The following is a 16535-nucleotide window of genomic DNA, read 5'->3' as shown; positions in this document are numbered from 1 at the left end:
CTAGGCCACCTGATCCAGCAGGCCAGAGAACAGGGCGCGGCCATCGCTGCCGCCATGGGCCGCTTCGATGAGGTTTTCGGGATGCGGCATCAGGCCCAGCACATTCTTCTGGTCGTTCAGAATGCCGGCGATGTCGTTGATCGAGCCGTTCGGATTGGTGCCCTCGGCATAGCGGAACGCCACAAGATCATTGTCCTCAAGGCGGGCGATGGTCTCGCTATCGGCAAAGTAGTTGCCATCGTGATGGGCGACCGGGCAGCGGATGATCTGGCCCTTGGTGTAGCCTCGGGTAAAGCTGGTGTCGGCGTTGGTGACTTCCAGTTTGACTTCGCGGCAGACGAACTTGAGGCTCATATTGCGCATGAGGGCGCCGGGGAGCATCCCGGCTTCGATCAGGATCTGGAAGCCATTGCAGACGCCGAGCACCTTGCCGCCCTTGGCCGAGTGCTCGCGGACGCGATCCATGATCGGCGAGCGGGCAGCGATGGCGCCGCAGCGCAGATAATCGCCATAGGAAAAGCCGCCGGGGATAACCACCAGATCGACATCGGGAATTTCGGCGTCCTGATGCCAGACGATGGCGGGCGCGGTGCCCGAAATCTTGGTCAGCGCCGCGATCATGTCGCGGTCGCGGTTCAGGCCGGGGAAGACGATGACAGCGGATTTCATCGAGCAGTCCTCGCAAAGGGGTGCGGATGCCGCCCTTTTCGAGATTCCTCGCCCAAAAGGCAAGGACTATTCGGCTGGCGTGGCGGAAACCTGTTCGCGGGGCTGGCGGGCGCCGGGCGTGCCGGGCAGATGCGCCCAGGCAGGGCGTTCGAACAGGAATTTGCCATGGCTGGTGTGCTGGACAGCCCAGTAGAGCAGCAGCGGCGTGGTGACCGAGGCGGCCATCACCAGCACACTGAGCACGCTGGTGTCACTGACGCCCAACTTGAACAAAATGGCGCGGAAGGCCCCCATCGGGATGGCGAAGGCCAGATAGACGACGATGGATTTCGACCCCAGCCAGCGCAGCCAATCCATGGCCGGGAGGTCGGAGAGCAGGCTGGCGATGACGCAAAGCGCCGCCGTGCCGGCCAGGGCCAGCAGCAGATGCAGGCCGGGCTGGGCCGCGAGGCCCATATCGATCTGGCCGGGTAGCACAGCAAAGCCGGGCGAAAAGACCAGCACGGCGTTGACCACGGCCCAGGCAGCAATGGCGGCCAGTGCCATCACCGGGGTGGTATCGGCCCATGCGACCAGCTTGAACAGCAGCGGGGCGAGCGCATAACCGGCATAGAAATAGACGAAATATGCGGCGAACTGATCAACGGCATAAAGGCCGGTATGGACGGAGCCGATCTGCAGCGCAGCGCCGAGCCCCAGTGCCAGCCAGTGTGGGGCGCGCAGGGTGTGCAGCAGCTTGGCGGCGGCACTGAAGGCCGCCAGCAGGTAGATGAACCACAGCACGCCATAAGGTTCGACCACGGCCCAGACGAGATAGTTGAGCGCGGTAGCCGGGTCGCCGGTGCCGAGGCCAACCTTGAACACGATATGGATCAGTGCCCAGACGGCATAGAAATACAGGTAATGCACGACGCGGCGGTCGGCATAGGGCTTCCAGTCGCGGGCGACGACCAGCGACAGGAACAGGCCGGAAATGGCGAAGAATTCCGGCATGCGGAATGGGGTGGCAAAAGCGATGATCCAGTGCAGCACGCCGGTGCCGCCGGTCAGTTCGCCGACGCCGAAAGCCGAGTGCATCATCACGACGAGCAGAATCGACAGGCCCTTGGCCGTATCAACCCAGTTCAATCGTTGCGCATTATCGGCCACGGAAATCGTTCCTTGGACAGGAGCGTCACCGTACCAAATATCCCGCTAAACCTGAACGACGAGCTGCCGCCAGGATTAAGGAAAATGCTTAATGCAGAAGGTTTTAGCTAAATTGGCCGGAGCCTTGCCAGACTAGGCCGGAACGAAGGCGTAGGCAGCGAACATGAGCCCGAGAGTGGCAAAAAACATGACGGAAAGGGAAACGGTCTTAAGCATATTCGGTGTCCTGCGCGGTGGGGCGACGCGCCAAAAGTTATGACCCAAAGCTGTTAATTAGAGATTTCGATCGCGTAATTTTCGATCACAGTATTGGCCAACAGCTTCTCGCACATGGTCGCCACCTGAGAACGCGCAGCGGCTTCGTCGGTTGCCTGCAAAACCAGGTCAAACACCTTGCCCTGGCGCACGGCACCGACCCCGGCAATGCCGAGGCCCTTGAGCGAACCTTCGATGGCCTGACCCTGCGGATCGAGGACGCCGGCCTTCAAAGTGACAGTGACGCGCGCTTTCATCGATAGTCCTTGAGCAGGTTACTGAACGAGACGCGGACCAGTGGTCAGCGCGTTTTCGGTTTCGACCAGAATGCCAAGGCGCTGGGCGACATCGCGATAGGCATCGAGCAGGCCGCCGAGATTCTGGCGGAACCGGTCCTTGTCGAGCTTGTTGCGGGTCTTCAGGTCCCACAGGCGGCACGAGTCGGGCGAGATTTCATCGGCCAGCACAATGCGCATCATGTCGCCTTCGTACAGGCGCCCGCATTCGATCTTGAAATCGACGAGCTGGATGCCGACGCCCATGAACAGGCCGGACAGGAAATCGTTGACGCGGATGGCCAGCGACATGATGTCGTCCAGCTCGGCCGGAGTGGCCCAGCCGAACGCGGTGATGTGCTCCTCGCTCACCATCGGATCGTGCAAGGCATCGTCCTTGTAGCAGAACTCGATGATCGAGCGCGGCAACTGGGTGCCTTCTTCGAGGCCCAGGCGCTTGACCAGCGAGCCGGCAGCGATATTGCGCACGATGATCTCAAGCGGGATGATCTCGACTTCCTTGATCAGCTGCTCGCGCATGTTGATGCGCTTGAGGAAGTGAGTCGGGATGCCAAGGCCGTTGAGCTTGGTGAAGATGAATTCCGAGATTCGGTTGTTCAGGACGCCCTTGCCATCGATGACTTCATGGCGTGCGCCATCGCCAGCGGTGGTATCGTCCTTGAAATACTGAACCAGCGTGCCGGGCTCGGGGCCCTCGTACAGAATCTTGGCTTTGCCTTCATAGATTTTGCGCCGACGGTTCATTGTCTCTCTGCCGTTTATCGATGAAGGGGACAGGGTGATATTTGGCCGCTTCATGCGCTTGAATTGGGCGAAAATGCAAGCTCTTTTGCGCGAGGGGCCGGGCGGGGCAGACATGCGGCGGGGTGCCGCCGTTGATTTGATGGGCCGAACCCCTTATGTGCAAGGCGCAACGCCAGAGAGCGTGAACCTGACGCAAGCGGAGACAAAATGTCCGGATTCGATGATCGCCAGAAGGGCCAGGAAGCCAAGTTCGCGCTGGACGCTGAACAGAAATTTCGCGCCGAGGCACGCCGCAACAAATTGCTGGGCCTGTGGGCCGCTGAACTGCTGGGGTTGAGCGGCGATGCTGCCAAGTCCTATGCCGCCGAAGTGGTGGCCGCCGATTTTGAAGAAGCCGGCGATGAAGACGTGTTCCGCAAGGTTGCCGCCGACATCAAGGCCAAGGGCCTGAGCGTTGCCGACGAAGCGATTCGCGCCAAGATGGTGCAGCTGGTCGCGGTGGCGCAGCAGCAGATTGTGACGGAGTAGGTTTAGCACCGGGTCATTCTGGCGCAGGCCGGAATCCATGCGGTGAGCTATCCCAAGCCGTAGCGTATTTCTGGAAATCCGTGCGGCGATGACCGGCCGGGCAGGATGGGTAACTATTCGACCCGGAAGGCCATGCCGATGGCCTCAGGCGTCACCGGCTCGAAGCCGAATTTGGCATAGAGATGCTGGGCGGCGCCGTCGGCGATCAGGCTGACGTAAGCGCTTTTGGGGGCGTTTTCGCGCAGATAGGCCACCAGGCGGCCGACGATTGCCTTGCCCAGACCCCGACCCTGATGCTCGGGGCGCACCGCAATGTCGGTGATCTGGAAGGCCATGCCGCCGTCACCGATGATGCGGCCCATGCCGATCAACTGGTTCTCGTGCCGGATCATCACCGCAAACACCGTATTGGGCAGGCCGGCTTCGGCTGCGGCCTGGGTCTTGGGGCTCAACCCGGCCGCGACGCGCAGGGCGCGAAATTCTTCCTGGCCGGGGATGCCGGAGGTGATGACGTAGTCTGATAGCGGCATGAGTTGGCCCTTAAGGTCCGCCGCCTGTTTGGCGGCAAGGCGGGGGTATTAGCTCCGCCTTGCTACCGGCGCCAGCGATTTCAGCCGGCTGGCGCCTGCAACGATCAGCCCAGCGTTACGCTGTCGGCCTGGATCGCCTTGCCCTTCATTTCCCACTTCACCGTGACCTTGGCGCCGACCTTGAGGCCGGGATCCTTGAAGGTGGCAGGAAGAACATAGTTGACGCCATTTTCAAGCGTCAGTGTATGGGCCTTGAGGTCAAAGGACTTGACGGTGTTGACCGCTGTGTTCGGAGCGGCAGCGAACGCGATACCGGAAGAGCCCAGTGCGATTGCGAGGGCAACTGGCAGGATGATCTTGCGCATTTGAGATGTCCATTAAGACGAACGGTCGCTTGGCGACCGCAGACTGGCAGGTTTACAGATCGCGTCGTGTCGCAGGTCATCGGGGACGTGCCGGCGCGGTCCAAACTTGCAAGGCCGAACCTAAATCTGTCCAATATGGCGCTCAACTTAAGGATTCTTAATTTTGGTAAGTAGAAATTCTGCCGCAATTTCTGGATTGCGGCAGGTGTTTGTCTTTTCCAAGTAAAAATCCACGAAGTCGCCTCAATCTTACTTCAATCGCTGCATCAGCCGGGTAAACATCAGCAGGCCCTCGGGCCAGGGGCCGTGTCCGGAGGCGGCGTTGAGGTGGCCGGCTTCGCCTGCTTCGTGGAAATCCGAGCCCCAGCAATTGGCGAACTCTGCGGCGCGTTCGATCGAGCAGTAAGGGTCGTTGGTGGACGCCACCAGCATGGACGGAAACGGCAGCGGGTCGCGCGGGATCGGCCGGAATGGCGCCGTTTCGGGCGGCACTTCCGGATGCAGCTCGACATCGGGCGCGGCGACGAGGAAAGCACCCCGCACCTTGGTGTCGTGGAGGCGCGCTGCGGCGTGAACCGTGGCGATGACGCCGAGCGAGTGGGCGAGCAGCACGACCGGGCGGGTGGCCATCATCACATCGCGGGCAATGGCGGCAACCCACGGCTCCAGTTCGGGATGATCCCAGTTCTCCTGAGCCACCACCTTGGCGTTGGGCAGGCGTTCCGACCAGCGGCGCTGCCAGTGGCCGGGGCCGCTGTCACCAAGGCCGGGAACAATGATGAAGTCGGCTTCAACGATCTTCATGTGCTGATCGTCCTGTTGTGGAAGAAGGCGTCGTCGGTCTGCTCAAGGCCGATGGATTGGTAAAAGCCTTTGGCGCCTGGCAGCGAGAACAGTGTGATGCCGATGCCCGGTCCGAGGATTTCGACGGCCTTGGCCATCAACTGCTTGCCGATGCCCTGGTCCTGATAGGGCTCGGCCACGGCAAGGTCGGCGCAATAGCAGACCCAATGCCAATCGGTGACGCCGCGGAATACGCCGGCGAGGTCGCCCTGGGCGGTGCGCGCCGTGATCACCAGTGGCGAGTTGTCCAGATAGGCCTGGACGCGCTCGGGGTTGCCGAGCGGCCGCGTCGGGCCAAGTGCGGACTGGCTGACGCAGTGGATATATTCTTCAGCGGCAAGGCCGGTTTCCTGGGCGCAGATGATGCTCATCACGCCTCGCCAAAGACGCGGTTAAAAATCGTATCGACGTGCTTGAGGTGATAGGCGTCGTCGAACATGGCGTCGATTTGCGCATCGCCCAGAGTGACTTCCGGATCGGCCTTGAGGTTCTTGGCGAACTGGCCGGTGCGGTCGCCATCCATCTGCCAGACCTTCATGGCGTTGCGCTGCACGGCGGCGTAGCTGTCCTCGCGGCTGTAGCCGGCCTGGGTCAGCGCCAGCAGCATGCGCTGGGAATTGTGCAGGCCGCCGAGCAGGTCGAGGTTGCGGCGCATGTTCTGCGGATAGACCACCAGCTTGTCGATCACCCCGGTGAGGCGCGACAACGCAAAGTCCAGCGTGATGGTGGCGTCGGGGCCGATCATGCGTTCGACCGACGAGTGCGAGATATCGCGCTCGTGCCAGAGCGCCACGTTTTCCAACGCCGGGACCACCATGCCGCGGACAAGGCGGGCCAGCCCGGTGAGGTTTTCGGTCAGCACCGGATTGCGCTTGTGCGGCATCGCCGACGAGCCCTTCTGGCCGGGGGAGAAGAACTCCTCGGCCTCCAGCACTTCGGTGCGCTGCAGGTGGCGGATTTCGATGGCGACGCGCTCGATGGATGAGGCGACGACGCCCAGCGTGGCGAAGAACATGGCGTGGCGATCACGCGGGATCACCTGCGTCGATACCGGCTCGATGCTCAGCCCCAGCTTTTCGGCGACATATTCTTCAACCGACGGATCGATATTGGCAAAAGTGCCGATGGCGCCCGAAATCGCGGCGGTGGCGATTTCGGCGCGGGCGGCGACCAGGCGGGCCCGGTTGCGACTGAACTCGGCATAGGCCTCGGCCAGCTTGACGCCAAAAGTCGTCGGTTCGGCATGGATGCCGTGGCTGCGGCCGATGGTGATGGTGTTCTTGTGCTCATAGGCCCGGCGCTTGAGGGCGGCGAGCAGGGCGTCGGTATCGGCGATCAGCAGGTCAGCGGCGCGGGCCATCTGCACCGACAGCGTGGTGTCCAGAATGTCCGAGCTGGTCATGCCCTGATGCACGAAGCGGGCCGAAGGGCCGACGATTTCGCTCAGGTGCGTCAGGAAGGCGATGACATCGTGCTTGGTGGTGCGCTCGATTTCGTCGATGCGCGCCACGTCGAAGCCATAGTCGCCCGTTGCAGCCTTGCGGGCGTTCATCACGTCCCAGATGGTTTGCGCGTCTTCTTTCGGCACCACGCCGAGTTCGGCCAGCTTGGTGGTGGCGTGCGCCTCGATTTCGAACCAGATGGCAAAGCGGGCTTCGGCCGACCAGATGGAGACCATTTCGGGGCGGGAATAGCGCGGAATCATGGGCTTAGGCTTTCGGGTTCACAAAATGAGTCAGGCGCGGGAGGTGGAAGCAGCGTCGCGGATGGCCTTGATGCGCGGCGCGTAGTCGGCGGCATTGTTGCCGCCATAAACCGATGAACCGGCAACCAGCACATTGGCGCCAGCGGCGGCGATCTCATGGGCATTGGCTGCGGAAACGCCACCATCGACTTCGAGATCGATGTCGCGGCTACCGATCAGCGCCTTGGCCTGGCGCAGCTTGGTCAGCGCCTCGGGAATAAAGCTCTGGCCGCCAAAGCCCGGGTTGACCGACATGACCAGCAGCAGATCGATATCGCCGATCACGGTTTCCAGCGCCGAAACCGGGGTGCCGGGATTGATCGCCACGCCGGCCTTCTTGCCTTCGGCCTTGATCGCCTGAAGGGTGCGGTGCAGGTGCGGACCCGCCTCGGCATGAACCGTGATGATGTCGGCGCCGGCTTTGGCAAAGGCCGGAATGTAAAGATCGACCGGCGAGATCATCAGATGGACATCAAAGGGCTTGGTGGTCAGCTGGCGGATCGACTGCATGATCAGTGGACCAAAGCTGATATTGGGCACGAAGTGGCCGTCCATGATGTCGATATGGATGTAATCGGCGCCCCCGGCGTCGATCGCGCGCACTTCATCGCCCAGCCGCGCAAAATCGGCGGAAAGGATCGAAGGCGCGATGCGAATGGGGCGGGTCATGACATTCTCGCGGGGTGTGTTCAGCATGCCTTAGCGCCATGGGTGGCCGGGGACAAGGGCGGGGCGTGCAAAAGCCGCGCACGGGCGCGGACGTCGCAACAAAAGCTTCGGCACGGCGGTAGCCATGCTAGCATGCGGCTATCGATTGGGGCGGCGCATGACGATTAACGAGCTCGTTATTTGGCTAGAGAAAAACAATATTTATTTCTTTCATTTTACCGCCGCGCCAAATTTGGTCGGGATTGGCAAATATGGTTTGTTGTCCATGCATGAAATAAGGCGGCTTGGACTGGAAACATTGCCCGGCGGCAATGACGTCAGTTTAGGCGCAGACCTTGCCTGCGGTATGGACAAGTATGTCCACCTTTGCTTAAAGCGCGATCACCCCATGGCTTATCGAGCCGAACGGGAGGCTCGAATCGTTGACCTTCGTTGGCTGAAGATCAATCCAAATGTTCTGCTTTTGCCCGGCGTCATGGTAACCGACCAAGTTTCTAATAAAAATGGCGTGGTGCCGCAGTTGCCAATGGCGCTACTACCGAAAGCAGACTGGCAAGTCCTTTACACTCGGACGGACTGGAACGATCCCGCAATTCAAGAACGCTTAAAGGGCGCAAAGAAGTGGGAGGTCTTAGTACCTCTCCACGTACCACCCGAATATATCCGAAATCTGAATGGCTGAGAGACCGGTATTCCTTCCCCAGCGCGAGGGGCTGCTACTTGTGCAAACAGCTCGAGTGGAATTTCCTTGGCATCCGGGCATGGCGCCCGTCCAGAAAAAGAAAAATGTCGCCGAATTGCATTCGGCTGCACACGCGTTGGGGCTCTATCCGCTGCTGGAAACATCCAGCAAGTCGGATTTCGAGGCAGGGAGGCGTCTCAGCGCCTTCCACTTGCGTTATGTCCACGACAATATCGAAACGACTGTTGAGGCAATATTCCAGGGGAGCAAAGTATTCGAATTCGGTGGACCGTTTACGGATCTTTACCATAGGACTCCAAGAGAAGCTAAACTTGACCCTCGGCTGCAAAATTCCGGCCATTTAATCGCATTCAAATTAGGTTCATCGAGCTTCCCGCTGTCTCCGCCAACTGCGTTCTACGATTGGCTATATTTGCGGGCACTTTTTCCCCATCGAGATTGGCTTAGAAGGCTTGGGCAATTTCAGGGATTTACTGACATTGAATTCAATCCAGCAAAATCAATCAATTGCCAAGCTAGAGCTTGCGCCCTTTTCGTTGCCCTAGAATGGCGCAATCGTCTTGATTGGGCGCATTCTTCTTTTGACAACTTCTTAAGCATCCAGTCCGCAGCTTATATTTAAGATGGCTGGCAAGGACAGCGATATCCTGTGGATGTCGAACGAGCGGCGAAAACGTCGTGGCGTTCACAAGCCGTCGATGCGACAGGCCGCGCATTGCTTTGTTCTGACGGCGCGATAGAACAGCAGCGCAACTGGAGCGTGTGGCCGTGGAGTTTTCCTTGCCGGTGGTGTTTGGGGCCGGGGTGTTGAGTTTTCTCAGCCCCTGCGTGCTGCCTTTGGTGCCGCCGTACCTGACCTATATGAGCGGCGCGAGCTTTGACCAGTTGCGCAGCGAAGGCACCACGCCCGGAGCGCTGCAGCGGCGGGTGATGGTTACCTCGCTGTTTTTCATTCTCGGATTTGCGGTGATTTTTGTCACGCTGGGGGCCACGGCAACGGCGTTTGGCAAGCAGTTCCGGCAGTTGCTGCCGATCCTGACCCCGGTGGCCGGGCTGATGATCATTGCCATGGGCCTGCACTTTCTCGGGGTATTCCGCATCGCGCTGCTGGATCGGCAGGTCAGGCACCAGGGGCCGGGCATTGCCAGCGGCCCGGTGGGCGGATTTTTGCTGGGGCTGGCCTTTGCCATTGGCTGGACGCCGTGTATCGGCCCGATCCTCGCTGCGATCCTTTCCGTGGCCGCGGGCAAGGATACGGCGCTGGAAGGGGCATCGCTGCTGGCGGTATATTCGCTGGGGCTTGGGGTGCCGTTCTTTCTTGCCGGCATCGCCATCGGGCCGTTCCTGGCGTTTTTCAACGGTTTCAAGCGCCATCTGGGCCTGGTCGAAAAGCTGATGGGCGGTTTGCTGGTGCTCACCGGCGTGCTGTTCCTGACCGGCAATTTCAGCCGGATTGCCTTCTGGTTTCTCGAAACATTTCCGGCATTGGGCAGTATTGGCTAAGGCAAGTTTGCCTTAACCCTGACGCAAGAAACCCCGGTAAGATCCGATATCCGAGTGCATCCTAAGTGCTGGTTTACGCTTGGGCGTCAGTGTAGCCGGCAACAGAATCCGTCAGGATTGCAGGATGTCTTCGGAAACCGCGTTGCTCAAGCAACCGCTGGCCATTGCCAATGAACCGGTCACCACCGCCCAGTCCCTGGCAGCGGAACGGGATCAGTTCGGCTTTTCGGTCAGGCTGTTTCACCACATCGAAGATGTCGAAACCATCTGGCGGGCGCTGGAAGGCCAGAGCGTGGAATCGCCGGGCCAGAGCTATGATTTCATCAAGCTGTGGATTCAAACGCGCCGCATCGCGTCGCAGAACCAGTTTTTCGTGGTGGGTTACCATGAAGACCGACCAGTCGCCTTGATGCCGTTGCACCGCAAGACCGTCAAAGGCGTGCGGCTCTACACCTGGTTTCCGGGCGCCAATGTGGGCGCCTATTCCCCGTTGACCGACCTGATGAGCGTCGTGGCGATGAGCGCGGATATGCGCAAGACGCTGTGGACAAGGATGACCAGTCACCTGCCGCCAGCCGACCTGATGTATCTGCGGGCCATGCCGGTAGAAGTTGGTGGCGTCGGCGGAATTTTCGACAGCCTTGGTACGTCGCTGGAATTTGAGACGCTCTATCGCTCGCATTATTCGAGCTGGGCGGAATGCGACCAGTTGCAGCGCAGCAAATCGCGCCGCAAGCATGATCGCCAGCAGGGCGAACGGCTGGACGCCATGGGTGCGGTGCGCTTTGAAGACGTGCGCGCCGGCCCCGAGACGCACACTATCATTGCCACGATGTTCAACCAGCGCTCGGCCCGGTTCAAGGCCATGGGGATTCCCGATACGTTTGTGCGGGAAAATCTGGTGGCGTTCTATCACGCCGCAGCGCAACCCGGTTCGGGCGTCGATGTACGGTTGCATGTGTTGCGGCTGAACGGCGATATCGTGGCGGTGCGCTACAACGTGGTTCACGGCGACAAGATGTTCTGCCTGATTTCCTCGATGAGTGCGGATCTGGCCATCCAGAATGGCTCGCCCGGCAAACAGTGCCTGCTGCGGGTGATGCAGACGGTGTTTGACGAGGGCTTTCGCACCTTCGACATGGGCGCCGGTTTTACCGACGAAAAGCGGCATTGGTGCAATGTGCAGATCCCGCTGCGCCAGCATTACGTGCCGCTCAGCGCACGCGGCGATGTGGTGCTGGGCGCGCACCAGTTGATCCAGCGCACGCGCGTGCGGATCAAGGCCAACCGGACACTGATGGGCGTGATGCGCTGGCCCGGCCAGTTGTGGAACCGGGTGACCGGCACCCCGTCCAATCACAGCTCAGAGTAGCTTGAGGCTGCGCAGCGACGCGTGGCCGGATTTTCCGATAATGATGTGATCATGCACGGTAATGCCAAGCGGCTTGGCAATATCGACAATATCCTTGGTCATGCGCACATCGGCGGAGGACGGGGCAGGGTCACCCGAAGGATGATTATGCACCAGGATCAGCGCGGTGGCGGACAGTTCGAGTGAGCGGCGGATGACTTCGCGCGGATAGACCGGCGTATGGTCGATGGTGCCGACCTGTTGCACTTCGTCGGCGATCAGTCGGTTCTTCTTGTCGAGGAACAGGATGCGGAACTGTTCGAGCTTTTCAAACGCCATCTGCGAGCGGCAATAGTCGAGCAGTTGCGACCAGGCGGCGAGCACCGGTTTTTCGAGGCTGATCTGGTCGCGCCCATAGCGCTGGGCCACGGCCTGCGCCACCTTGAGATGGGTGATCGAGGTTTCGCCCAGCCCCTTGACTTCGGCAAGGCGCTGCGGCGAGGCGCCCAACACTTCGGAAAACGAGCCGAATTTGGTGATCAGGTCCTTGGCCAGCGCCTTGGTGTCGCGCTGCGGCAGGATCATGTGCAGCAGCAGTTCGAGCAATTCGTAATCGGCCAGGGCATCGCCACCAACGGTGTTGAAGCGGTCGCGGGCGCGTTCGCGGTGGCCATGATAGTGCGGCACGATGGGGGCTTCCGCCGGTCCACCGATGTCCGGTTTTTTCCCCGCTGGCAAAATCAGCCCCTGGCTGCGAGCGGGTTGAACAGGCCGGAAGGCGAAGCAGTGAAAATCTCGATGCCGGTTTCGGTGATGCCGATCGAATGTTCGCACTGCGCCGACAGCGTGCGGTCGCGGGTCACCGCCGTCCAGCCATCGGCCAGGATTTTGACATGCGGCCGGCCCAGATTGATCATCGGCTCGATGGTGAAGATCATGCCGGGCTTGAGCACCGGGCCGGTGCCGGGCGTGCCGAAATGCATGATATTGGGCTCGTCGTGGAACAGCTTGCCCAGGCCATGGCCAACGAAATCGCGGACCACGCTGGTGCGTTCGGCTTCGGCATGGGTCTGGATAGCAGCGCCGATATCGCCGGTGGTATTGCCGGGCAGCGCAGCGGCGAGACCGGCGTCGAGGCTTTCATAGGTGACTTCGATCAACCGTTCGGCCTTGCGCGATATCTCGCCGACCGGGTACATGCGGCTGGTATCGCCATGCCAGCCATCGACCACCAGAGTGATGTCGATATTGACGATATCGCCCTCGCGCAGCGGCCGGTCATCGGGGATGCCGTGGCACACGACATGGTTGATCGAGGTGCAGATCGAGTGCCGGTAGCCCTTGTAAAACAGGGTTGCCGGGACCGCGCCATTGTCGCGGGCAAACTCATAGGCGATCTGGTCGAGGGCAGCGGTGGTGACGCCGGGCTCGACCTGTTCGGTCAACAGGTCCAGCGCCCGCGCTGCCAGTTGCCCGGCCTTGCGCATGCCGGCAAAGCCTTCCGGGCCGTGCAGCGGGATGGTCCCCGACATGCGGCGGGCCTTGGCGGGGGCTTCGACGTAGTTGATCATGGCTAACTCCAGAGCGGTAATACCGAACGTAATCGCTGACCCGGTCGATTGGAAGGGCTTGGCGCGCTTTGGCAGGGGATCATCAGCAGCTTTGCTTGACCTGATCGGCAAGGGCAGGCATCCATTCTGGCTCTCTATGGGAATGCCAAGCCATGACGTCCACTGCATCGATAACCGCGGGCCTGCTGGTGATCGGCGACGAAATCCTGTCCGGCCGCACCAGGGACGTCAATATCGGGGCGACCGCCGAATTCTGCACCGATCTGGGCATCGAGCTCAGGGAAGTGCGGGTGGTGTCGGACGAGACCGACGAGATCGTCGAGGCGGTCAACGCACTGCGGGCGCGCTACACCTACATTTTCACCACCGGCGGCATCGGGCCGACCCATGATGACATCACCGCCGATGCCATCGCCAAGGCCTTCGGCGTGGCCTTGCCGATCAATGCGCAGGCGCGCGCCATGCTCGAAACCCGCTGGAAAGAGCGCGGCATCGAGGTCAACGAAGCGCGGCTGCGGATGGCCCGGATTCCGGAAGGCGCCGACCTGATCGTCAATTCGGTCAGCGCCGCGCCGGGCTTTCGCATCGGCAATGTGCATGTGATGGCCGGCGTGCCGCTGATCATGCGGGCTATGCTCGAAGCCATCGCGCCAACCCTGCAGACCGGCAAAAAAGTGCTGTCGGTCACGGTCAAGGCCGCCGTGGGCGAGGGGACTGTTGGCGGTCCGCTGGGCGAATTGCAGTTGCAATATCCTGACGTGAAAATGGGCTCCTATCCGCAGATGGGCGTCAACAAGGTGATGACCGAACTGGTGCTGCGCTCGTCTGACGAAGCGCTGCTGCACGAAGCGGCGGGAAAAGTGCGGGAAATGGTGGCTGCGGCGCACAAGAAGGCTGGTATTGCCCCGCCCGACGGGAATTAATGACCGCACGGCCTTTGTTGACGAGAAGGTATGGGCGTCCAGCCCGGGATTTGATATGTCGCGCCGTCCCACAAGCGGGTGCAGCGCGTTGCAAGGAGCAGTTTTGTGAATAACCCCAACCAGAAATCCTTCCCCGTCACCTGGGATCAGTTCCACCGCGACAGCCGCGCCCTGGCCTGGCGCCTCACCGGCATGGGCACCTTCGATGCCGTGGTGGCCATCGCCCGTGGCGGGCTGGTGCCGGCCACCATTGTGGCGCGCGAACTCAATATCCGCGTCGTCGAAAGCGTCGCGGTCAAATCCTATGACCACCAGAACCAGGGCACGGTCAAAGTGCTCAAGCCCATCGCCCCACAAATCCTCGACCTCGCCAAAAACGGCGGCAAGGTGCTGATCGTGGACGATCTGGTCGACACCGGCGCCACCGCCCGCGCCGTCCGCGACATGCTCCCCGGCGCGCACTTTGCCACCGTTTACGCTAAGCCCATGGGCCGCGAACTGGTCGACACCTTCATCACCGAAGTCAGCCAGGACACCTGGATTTTCTTCCCCTGGGACCTGGACGTGGCCTACGCCGCGCCGATTGGTGGCGGGACGGACTGAGTAGTCCATCGGAATAGAATTTGCATAATTAGGCGTTGTTTTGCAAAATTCAGCAATGTAAGCTTTTGGCAATCGACTCAGGAGGTCTGGGATTGCCGACGATATCCGAAGAAGACGCTCGCAACATTTTGGAACCCTTTCATGAGCGCATCCGCGCAGTCGTGGACCGGGCTTGGGAGGAATGCAGAGCGATAACTGAATTCCGCGCGTCATCTGGCTTTGGCCCGAGACTTTATCGCAGAACCTTATCGAACGAGATGTTCGACGCGATTGCGAGTAATGCCGTTCAGGAGTTCGGTTCTGACGATAACGTCTACGTCCGGATGGAAGCGCAGACGCTGAAAGTTTTTTTTGGCGGTCATCTTCTCGCGCGTTTCAAGCGTGGGGCTGCGAACAAGTTGGGCCGCAATATCATGACCCAGGCCGTTATGGACTTCGTTATGCCGGATGGCATGTTGCCTGGTCTCGCCCCAGAGGGCAGCAAGCTTGAGTTTGTGTGGATGGCCAATGACATTCAAACTCGGGTCGAAGATGTTCTTGTTTCAGCTCGCGATGGTAATCGATTAATTTGGCAGTATGGACTTGGATCAACGGCTGGTGCTCAAATTCTTCCGTTCGCGCCGAGGCCCGTGCCCCCTAACGACGACGATACCGCAGAGTTGGTCAAGCCTAAGATACCTGCCGACAAGAAGCATAGTGATGAAGAGTAGATTTGATGGCCATACCAGGAGACATGCTGCGCTTGGCGCGGCAGCGTTTGGGTTTTACCCAGATTGCTGCTGCCACAAAATTGGGCATCCCGCAGCCGGTTCTGTCTCGCATTGAAAGTGGGGTGGCGGAAGTGGACGCTGCCTTGTTGTTGAAGGCGTCGTCTGTCTATTCGGTGCCACAGAGCTTTTTTGAGATTCAAGAGCCTGTATTTGGTCCGCCTGTCAGTGTGCACGCGATGACCCGGGCGAAGGCTGATGTGACCGCCCGTGAACTCGATATGATCGCGGCAGAACTCAACATTCGCCTCTTTCACCTTCGTTGGTTTTTGGACGGCGTCGACTTCGGACCGACTACTGACCTCCCGTCTCTGGACGTAGAGCAATACGGCGACCCAAGCAGAATTGCCGCTACCGTGCGCGCGCATTGGGGAGTTCCCTCCGGTCCAGTAAAGAATGTTACTCAGCTGGCTGAGAGAGCCGGAATTATTGTTGGTATGTCGGATTTTCGCGGCGCGGCCGTAAGCGGTGTTACATTTCGTGCCCCCGGAAAGCCTCCACTTGTGCTGTTAAATAAACATCACCCGGCTGACAGGCTGCGATTTACTCTCTCTCACGAGATAGGTCATTTGGTAATGCACAGATTTCCAACTGCAGAAATGGAGGCGGAGGCGAACGCATTTGCATCCGCATTTCTTTTGCCGGAGCGGGAGATTAGAGCGGCGTTTCGGGGACGTAAAATTACTCTGGAAACCTTAGCTGCTCTAAAGCCAGAATGGAGGGTGGCTATTCAGGCTCTGTTGATGCGGGCGTCGGGTTTGAAACTTCTTACGGCCAACCAGAGCAGGTATTTGTGGACACAGATCAGCAGCCGCGGATGGCGTACTCACGAGCCGCCAGAGTTGGATTTTGCTGCGGAAAGCCCCCGCGTGCTTCCTAGTATAGTAGAAAGCCACATAGTTCACTTGGGATACAAAGTTGAGGAACTAGCGACGATGAGTAGGCTTCATGTCTCAGAATTTATTGAGATGTACGGATTACCTAGTTTGGAGCAGCCGCCTGAGCGGCCGCGTTTTCGCATTGTTAGCTAGAAAGAATCCTGTTTGATCGGCGCGAATTGTAGCAGGAGCGTTCGCGCTGATCGTGGGTGAAATCGCGCAACTCAGATGTTGCTGTCGATCTGTTGAACAATCGCGGCAACGTGCGCGGGAATTGGGCCTACTGGCCTTTGCACAGGAATCCATACGGCGGTCCACCCGTTTGCCGCTATTTGGTTGGTGAGCATTGTTACCGTAGCCCCATGTGTGCGGCAGGCGCAGATCATTAGATCGCAGTTGTGGTCGACAAAAAACTGTAGGTTGTTAGCGACGATTAGACCGGTA

General features: G+C 60.0%; 21 protein-coding genes. 9 read left to right on the top strand and 12 right to left on the bottom strand.

Annotated elements, in window-relative coordinates; all coding sequences use genetic code 11:
* From purQ to purC, 4 genes are all read right to left on the bottom strand, one after another.
* Window positions 1-669: a phosphoribosylformylglycinamidine synthase subunit PurQ gene (gene purQ / locus ABIT12_RS02305; RefSeq protein WP_348042926.1), complete on the bottom strand. Its 669-nt coding sequence runs from the start codon at window positions 667-669 to the stop codon at window positions 1-3.
* Between the two features lie 66 nt (window positions 670-735).
* Window positions 736-1818, bottom strand: a complete 1083-nt coding sequence (locus ABIT12_RS02300) for an acyltransferase family protein (protein WP_348042924.1) — start codon at window positions 1816-1818, stop codon at window positions 736-738.
* 269 nt (window positions 1819-2087) lie between these two features.
* Window positions 2088-2330: a phosphoribosylformylglycinamidine synthase subunit PurS gene (gene purS / locus ABIT12_RS02295; protein ID WP_348042922.1), complete on the bottom strand. Its 243-nt coding sequence runs from the start codon at window positions 2328-2330 to the stop codon at window positions 2088-2090.
* A gap of 18 nt (window positions 2331-2348) precedes the next feature.
* A complete protein-coding gene (gene purC / locus ABIT12_RS02290) occupies window positions 2349-3113 on the bottom strand; it encodes a phosphoribosylaminoimidazolesuccinocarboxamide synthase (RefSeq protein ID WP_348042920.1) in 765 nt (254 codons plus the stop codon).
* A gap of 207 nt (window positions 3114-3320) precedes the next feature.
* On the opposite strand from purC, the gene ABIT12_RS02285 reads away from it, so the two are divergent.
* Window positions 3321-3641, top strand: a complete 321-nt coding sequence (locus tag ABIT12_RS02285) for a DUF1476 domain-containing protein (RefSeq protein WP_348042918.1) — start codon at window positions 3321-3323, stop codon at window positions 3639-3641.
* A gap of 113 nt (window positions 3642-3754) precedes the next feature.
* Here the strand turns inward: ABIT12_RS02285 and ABIT12_RS02280 are convergent, their stop codons facing one another.
* From ABIT12_RS02280 to rpe, 6 genes are all read right to left on the bottom strand, one after another.
* A complete protein-coding gene (locus ABIT12_RS02280; protein ID WP_348042917.1) occupies window positions 3755-4171 on the bottom strand; it encodes a GNAT family N-acetyltransferase in 417 nt (138 codons plus the stop codon).
* Between the two features lie 104 nt (window positions 4172-4275).
* Window positions 4276-4536: a DUF1344 domain-containing protein gene (locus ABIT12_RS02275; protein ID WP_348042915.1), complete on the bottom strand. Its 261-nt coding sequence runs from the start codon at window positions 4534-4536 to the stop codon at window positions 4276-4278.
* Window positions 4537-4785: 249 nt separating this feature from the next.
* Window positions 4786-5340 (bottom strand): alpha/beta hydrolase, encoded by a 555-nt coding sequence (locus tag ABIT12_RS02270; protein ID WP_348042913.1) that lies wholly within the window; start codon window positions 5338-5340, stop codon window positions 4786-4788.
* The gene (locus tag ABIT12_RS02265) at window positions 5337-5750 is read right to left on the bottom strand and encodes a GNAT family N-acetyltransferase (RefSeq protein ID WP_348042911.1); all 414 of its coding nucleotides are present in this window, start codon (window positions 5748-5750) and stop codon (window positions 5337-5339) included. Before ABIT12_RS02265 ends, ABIT12_RS02270 begins: the two co-directional genes overlap by 4 nt.
* Window positions 5750-7084 carry an adenylosuccinate lyase gene (purB, locus tag ABIT12_RS02260; protein WP_348042909.1) on the bottom strand — a complete coding sequence of 445 codons (1335 nt, stop codon included), beginning with the start codon at window positions 7082-7084 and terminating at the stop codon, window positions 5750-5752. Before purB ends, ABIT12_RS02265 begins: the two co-directional genes overlap by 1 nt.
* Before the next feature lie 30 nt (window positions 7085-7114).
* Entirely contained in the window at window positions 7115-7792 is a 678-nt protein-coding gene (gene rpe, locus ABIT12_RS02255; protein WP_348063275.1) for a ribulose-phosphate 3-epimerase, read from the bottom strand.
* A gap of 157 nt (window positions 7793-7949) precedes the next feature.
* Between rpe and ABIT12_RS02250 the strand changes: the two genes are divergently transcribed.
* From ABIT12_RS02250 to ABIT12_RS02235, 4 genes are all read left to right on the top strand, one after another.
* Complete coding sequence (locus tag ABIT12_RS02250) at window positions 7950-8474, top strand: DarT ssDNA thymidine ADP-ribosyltransferase family protein (protein WP_348042905.1); 525 nt, start codon at window positions 7950-7952, stop codon at window positions 8472-8474.
* Window positions 8467-9117, top strand: coding sequence for a DUF6977 family protein (locus ABIT12_RS02245; RefSeq protein ID WP_348042903.1), 651 nt, complete (start codon window positions 8467-8469; stop codon window positions 9115-9117). The genes ABIT12_RS02250 and ABIT12_RS02245 overlap by 8 nt, the downstream gene beginning before the upstream one ends.
* A 140-nt stretch (window positions 9118-9257) precedes the next feature.
* The gene (locus ABIT12_RS02240; protein ID WP_407065572.1) at window positions 9258-9998 is read left to right on the top strand and encodes a cytochrome c biogenesis CcdA family protein; all 741 of its coding nucleotides are present in this window, start codon (window positions 9258-9260) and stop codon (window positions 9996-9998) included.
* Between the two features lie 124 nt (window positions 9999-10122).
* Window positions 10123-11370, top strand: coding sequence for a GNAT family N-acetyltransferase (locus ABIT12_RS02235; protein ID WP_348042899.1), 1248 nt, complete (start codon window positions 10123-10125; stop codon window positions 11368-11370).
* Here ABIT12_RS02235 and radC read toward each other — a convergent pair.
* Window positions 11362-12087, bottom strand: a complete 726-nt coding sequence (gene radC / locus ABIT12_RS02230; RefSeq protein WP_348042897.1) for a DNA repair protein RadC — start codon at window positions 12085-12087, stop codon at window positions 11362-11364. The two genes, ABIT12_RS02235 and radC, sit on opposite strands and share 9 nt — an antisense overlap.
* Window positions 12088-12089: 2 nt before the next feature.
* The gene (map, locus tag ABIT12_RS02225) at window positions 12090-12920 is read right to left on the bottom strand and encodes a type I methionyl aminopeptidase (protein WP_348042895.1); all 831 of its coding nucleotides are present in this window, start codon (window positions 12918-12920) and stop codon (window positions 12090-12092) included.
* Window positions 12921-13072: 152 nt separating this feature from the next.
* Here map and ABIT12_RS02220 point away from each other — a divergent pair, with 152 nt between their 5' ends.
* From ABIT12_RS02220 to ABIT12_RS02205, 4 genes are all read left to right on the top strand, one after another.
* Complete coding sequence (locus ABIT12_RS02220) at window positions 13073-13843, top strand: molybdopterin-binding protein (protein ID WP_348042893.1); 771 nt, start codon at window positions 13073-13075, stop codon at window positions 13841-13843.
* Window positions 13844-13948: 105 nt separating this feature from the next.
* Window positions 13949-14446, top strand: coding sequence for a xanthine phosphoribosyltransferase (gene gpt / locus ABIT12_RS02215; RefSeq protein WP_348042891.1), 498 nt, complete (start codon window positions 13949-13951; stop codon window positions 14444-14446).
* A gap of 92 nt (window positions 14447-14538) precedes the next feature.
* Window positions 14539-15156 carry a hypothetical protein gene (locus tag ABIT12_RS02210; RefSeq protein WP_348042889.1) on the top strand — a complete coding sequence of 206 codons (618 nt, stop codon included), beginning with the start codon at window positions 14539-14541 and terminating at the stop codon, window positions 15154-15156.
* 5 nt (window positions 15157-15161) lie between these two features.
* A complete protein-coding gene (locus tag ABIT12_RS02205; protein WP_348043279.1) occupies window positions 15162-16244 on the top strand; it encodes an XRE family transcriptional regulator in 1083 nt (360 codons plus the stop codon).
* Window positions 16245-16535 lie beyond the last annotated feature (291 nt).

The organism is Devosia sp. (genome assembly GCF_039927955.1).
Classification (GTDB): Bacteria; Pseudomonadota; Alphaproteobacteria; order Rhizobiales; family Devosiaceae; genus Devosia.
This window is presented reverse-complemented; position numbering and strand designations above follow the sequence as displayed.

Excerpts from the sequence above, each read along its gene's own strand:
- purC (WP_348042920.1), bottom strand. The coding sequence starts at position 3,113 with ATGAACCGTCGGCGCAAAATCTATGAAGGCAAAGCCAAGATTCTGTAC.
- ABIT12_RS02265 (WP_348042911.1), bottom strand. The coding sequence starts at position 5,750 with ATGAGCATCATCTGCGCCCAGGAAACCGGCCTTGCCGCTGAAGAATAT.
- ABIT12_RS02275 (WP_348042915.1), bottom strand. The coding sequence starts at position 4,536 with ATGCGCAAGATCATCCTGCCAGTTGCCCTCGCAATCGCACTGGGCTCT.
- purQ (WP_348042926.1), bottom strand. The coding sequence starts at position 669 with ATGAAATCCGCTGTCATCGTCTTCCCCGGCCTGAACCGCGACCGCGAC.
- ABIT12_RS02235 (WP_348042899.1), top strand. The coding sequence starts at position 10,123 with ATGTCTTCGGAAACCGCGTTGCTCAAGCAACCGCTGGCCATTGCCAAT.
- map (WP_348042895.1), bottom strand. The coding sequence starts at position 12,920 with ATGATCAACTACGTCGAAGCCCCCGCCAAGGCCCGCCGCATGTCGGGG.
- ABIT12_RS02280 (WP_348042917.1), bottom strand. The coding sequence starts at position 4,171 with ATGCCGCTATCAGACTACGTCATCACCTCCGGCATCCCCGGCCAGGAA.
- purS (WP_348042922.1), bottom strand. The coding sequence starts at position 2,330 with ATGAAAGCGCGCGTCACTGTCACTTTGAAGGCCGGCGTCCTCGATCCG.
- purB (WP_348042909.1), bottom strand. The coding sequence starts at position 7,084 with ATGATTCCGCGCTATTCCCGCCCCGAAATGGTCTCCATCTGGTCGGCC.
- ABIT12_RS02220 (WP_348042893.1), top strand. The coding sequence starts at position 13,073 with ATGACGTCCACTGCATCGATAACCGCGGGCCTGCTGGTGATCGGCGAC.
- ABIT12_RS02245 (WP_348042903.1), top strand. The coding sequence starts at position 8,467 with ATGGCTGAGAGACCGGTATTCCTTCCCCAGCGCGAGGGGCTGCTACTT.
- ABIT12_RS02205 (WP_348043279.1), top strand. The coding sequence starts at position 15,162 with ATGGCCATACCAGGAGACATGCTGCGCTTGGCGCGGCAGCGTTTGGGT.
- ABIT12_RS02270 (WP_348042913.1), bottom strand. The coding sequence starts at position 5,340 with ATGAAGATCGTTGAAGCCGACTTCATCATTGTTCCCGGCCTTGGTGAC.
- rpe (WP_348063275.1), bottom strand. The coding sequence starts at position 7,792 with ATGACCCGCCCCATTCGCATCGCGCCTTCGATCCTTTCCGCCGATTTT.
- ABIT12_RS02285 (WP_348042918.1), top strand. The coding sequence starts at position 3,321 with ATGTCCGGATTCGATGATCGCCAGAAGGGCCAGGAAGCCAAGTTCGCG.
- ABIT12_RS02250 (WP_348042905.1), top strand. The coding sequence starts at position 7,950 with ATGACGATTAACGAGCTCGTTATTTGGCTAGAGAAAAACAATATTTAT.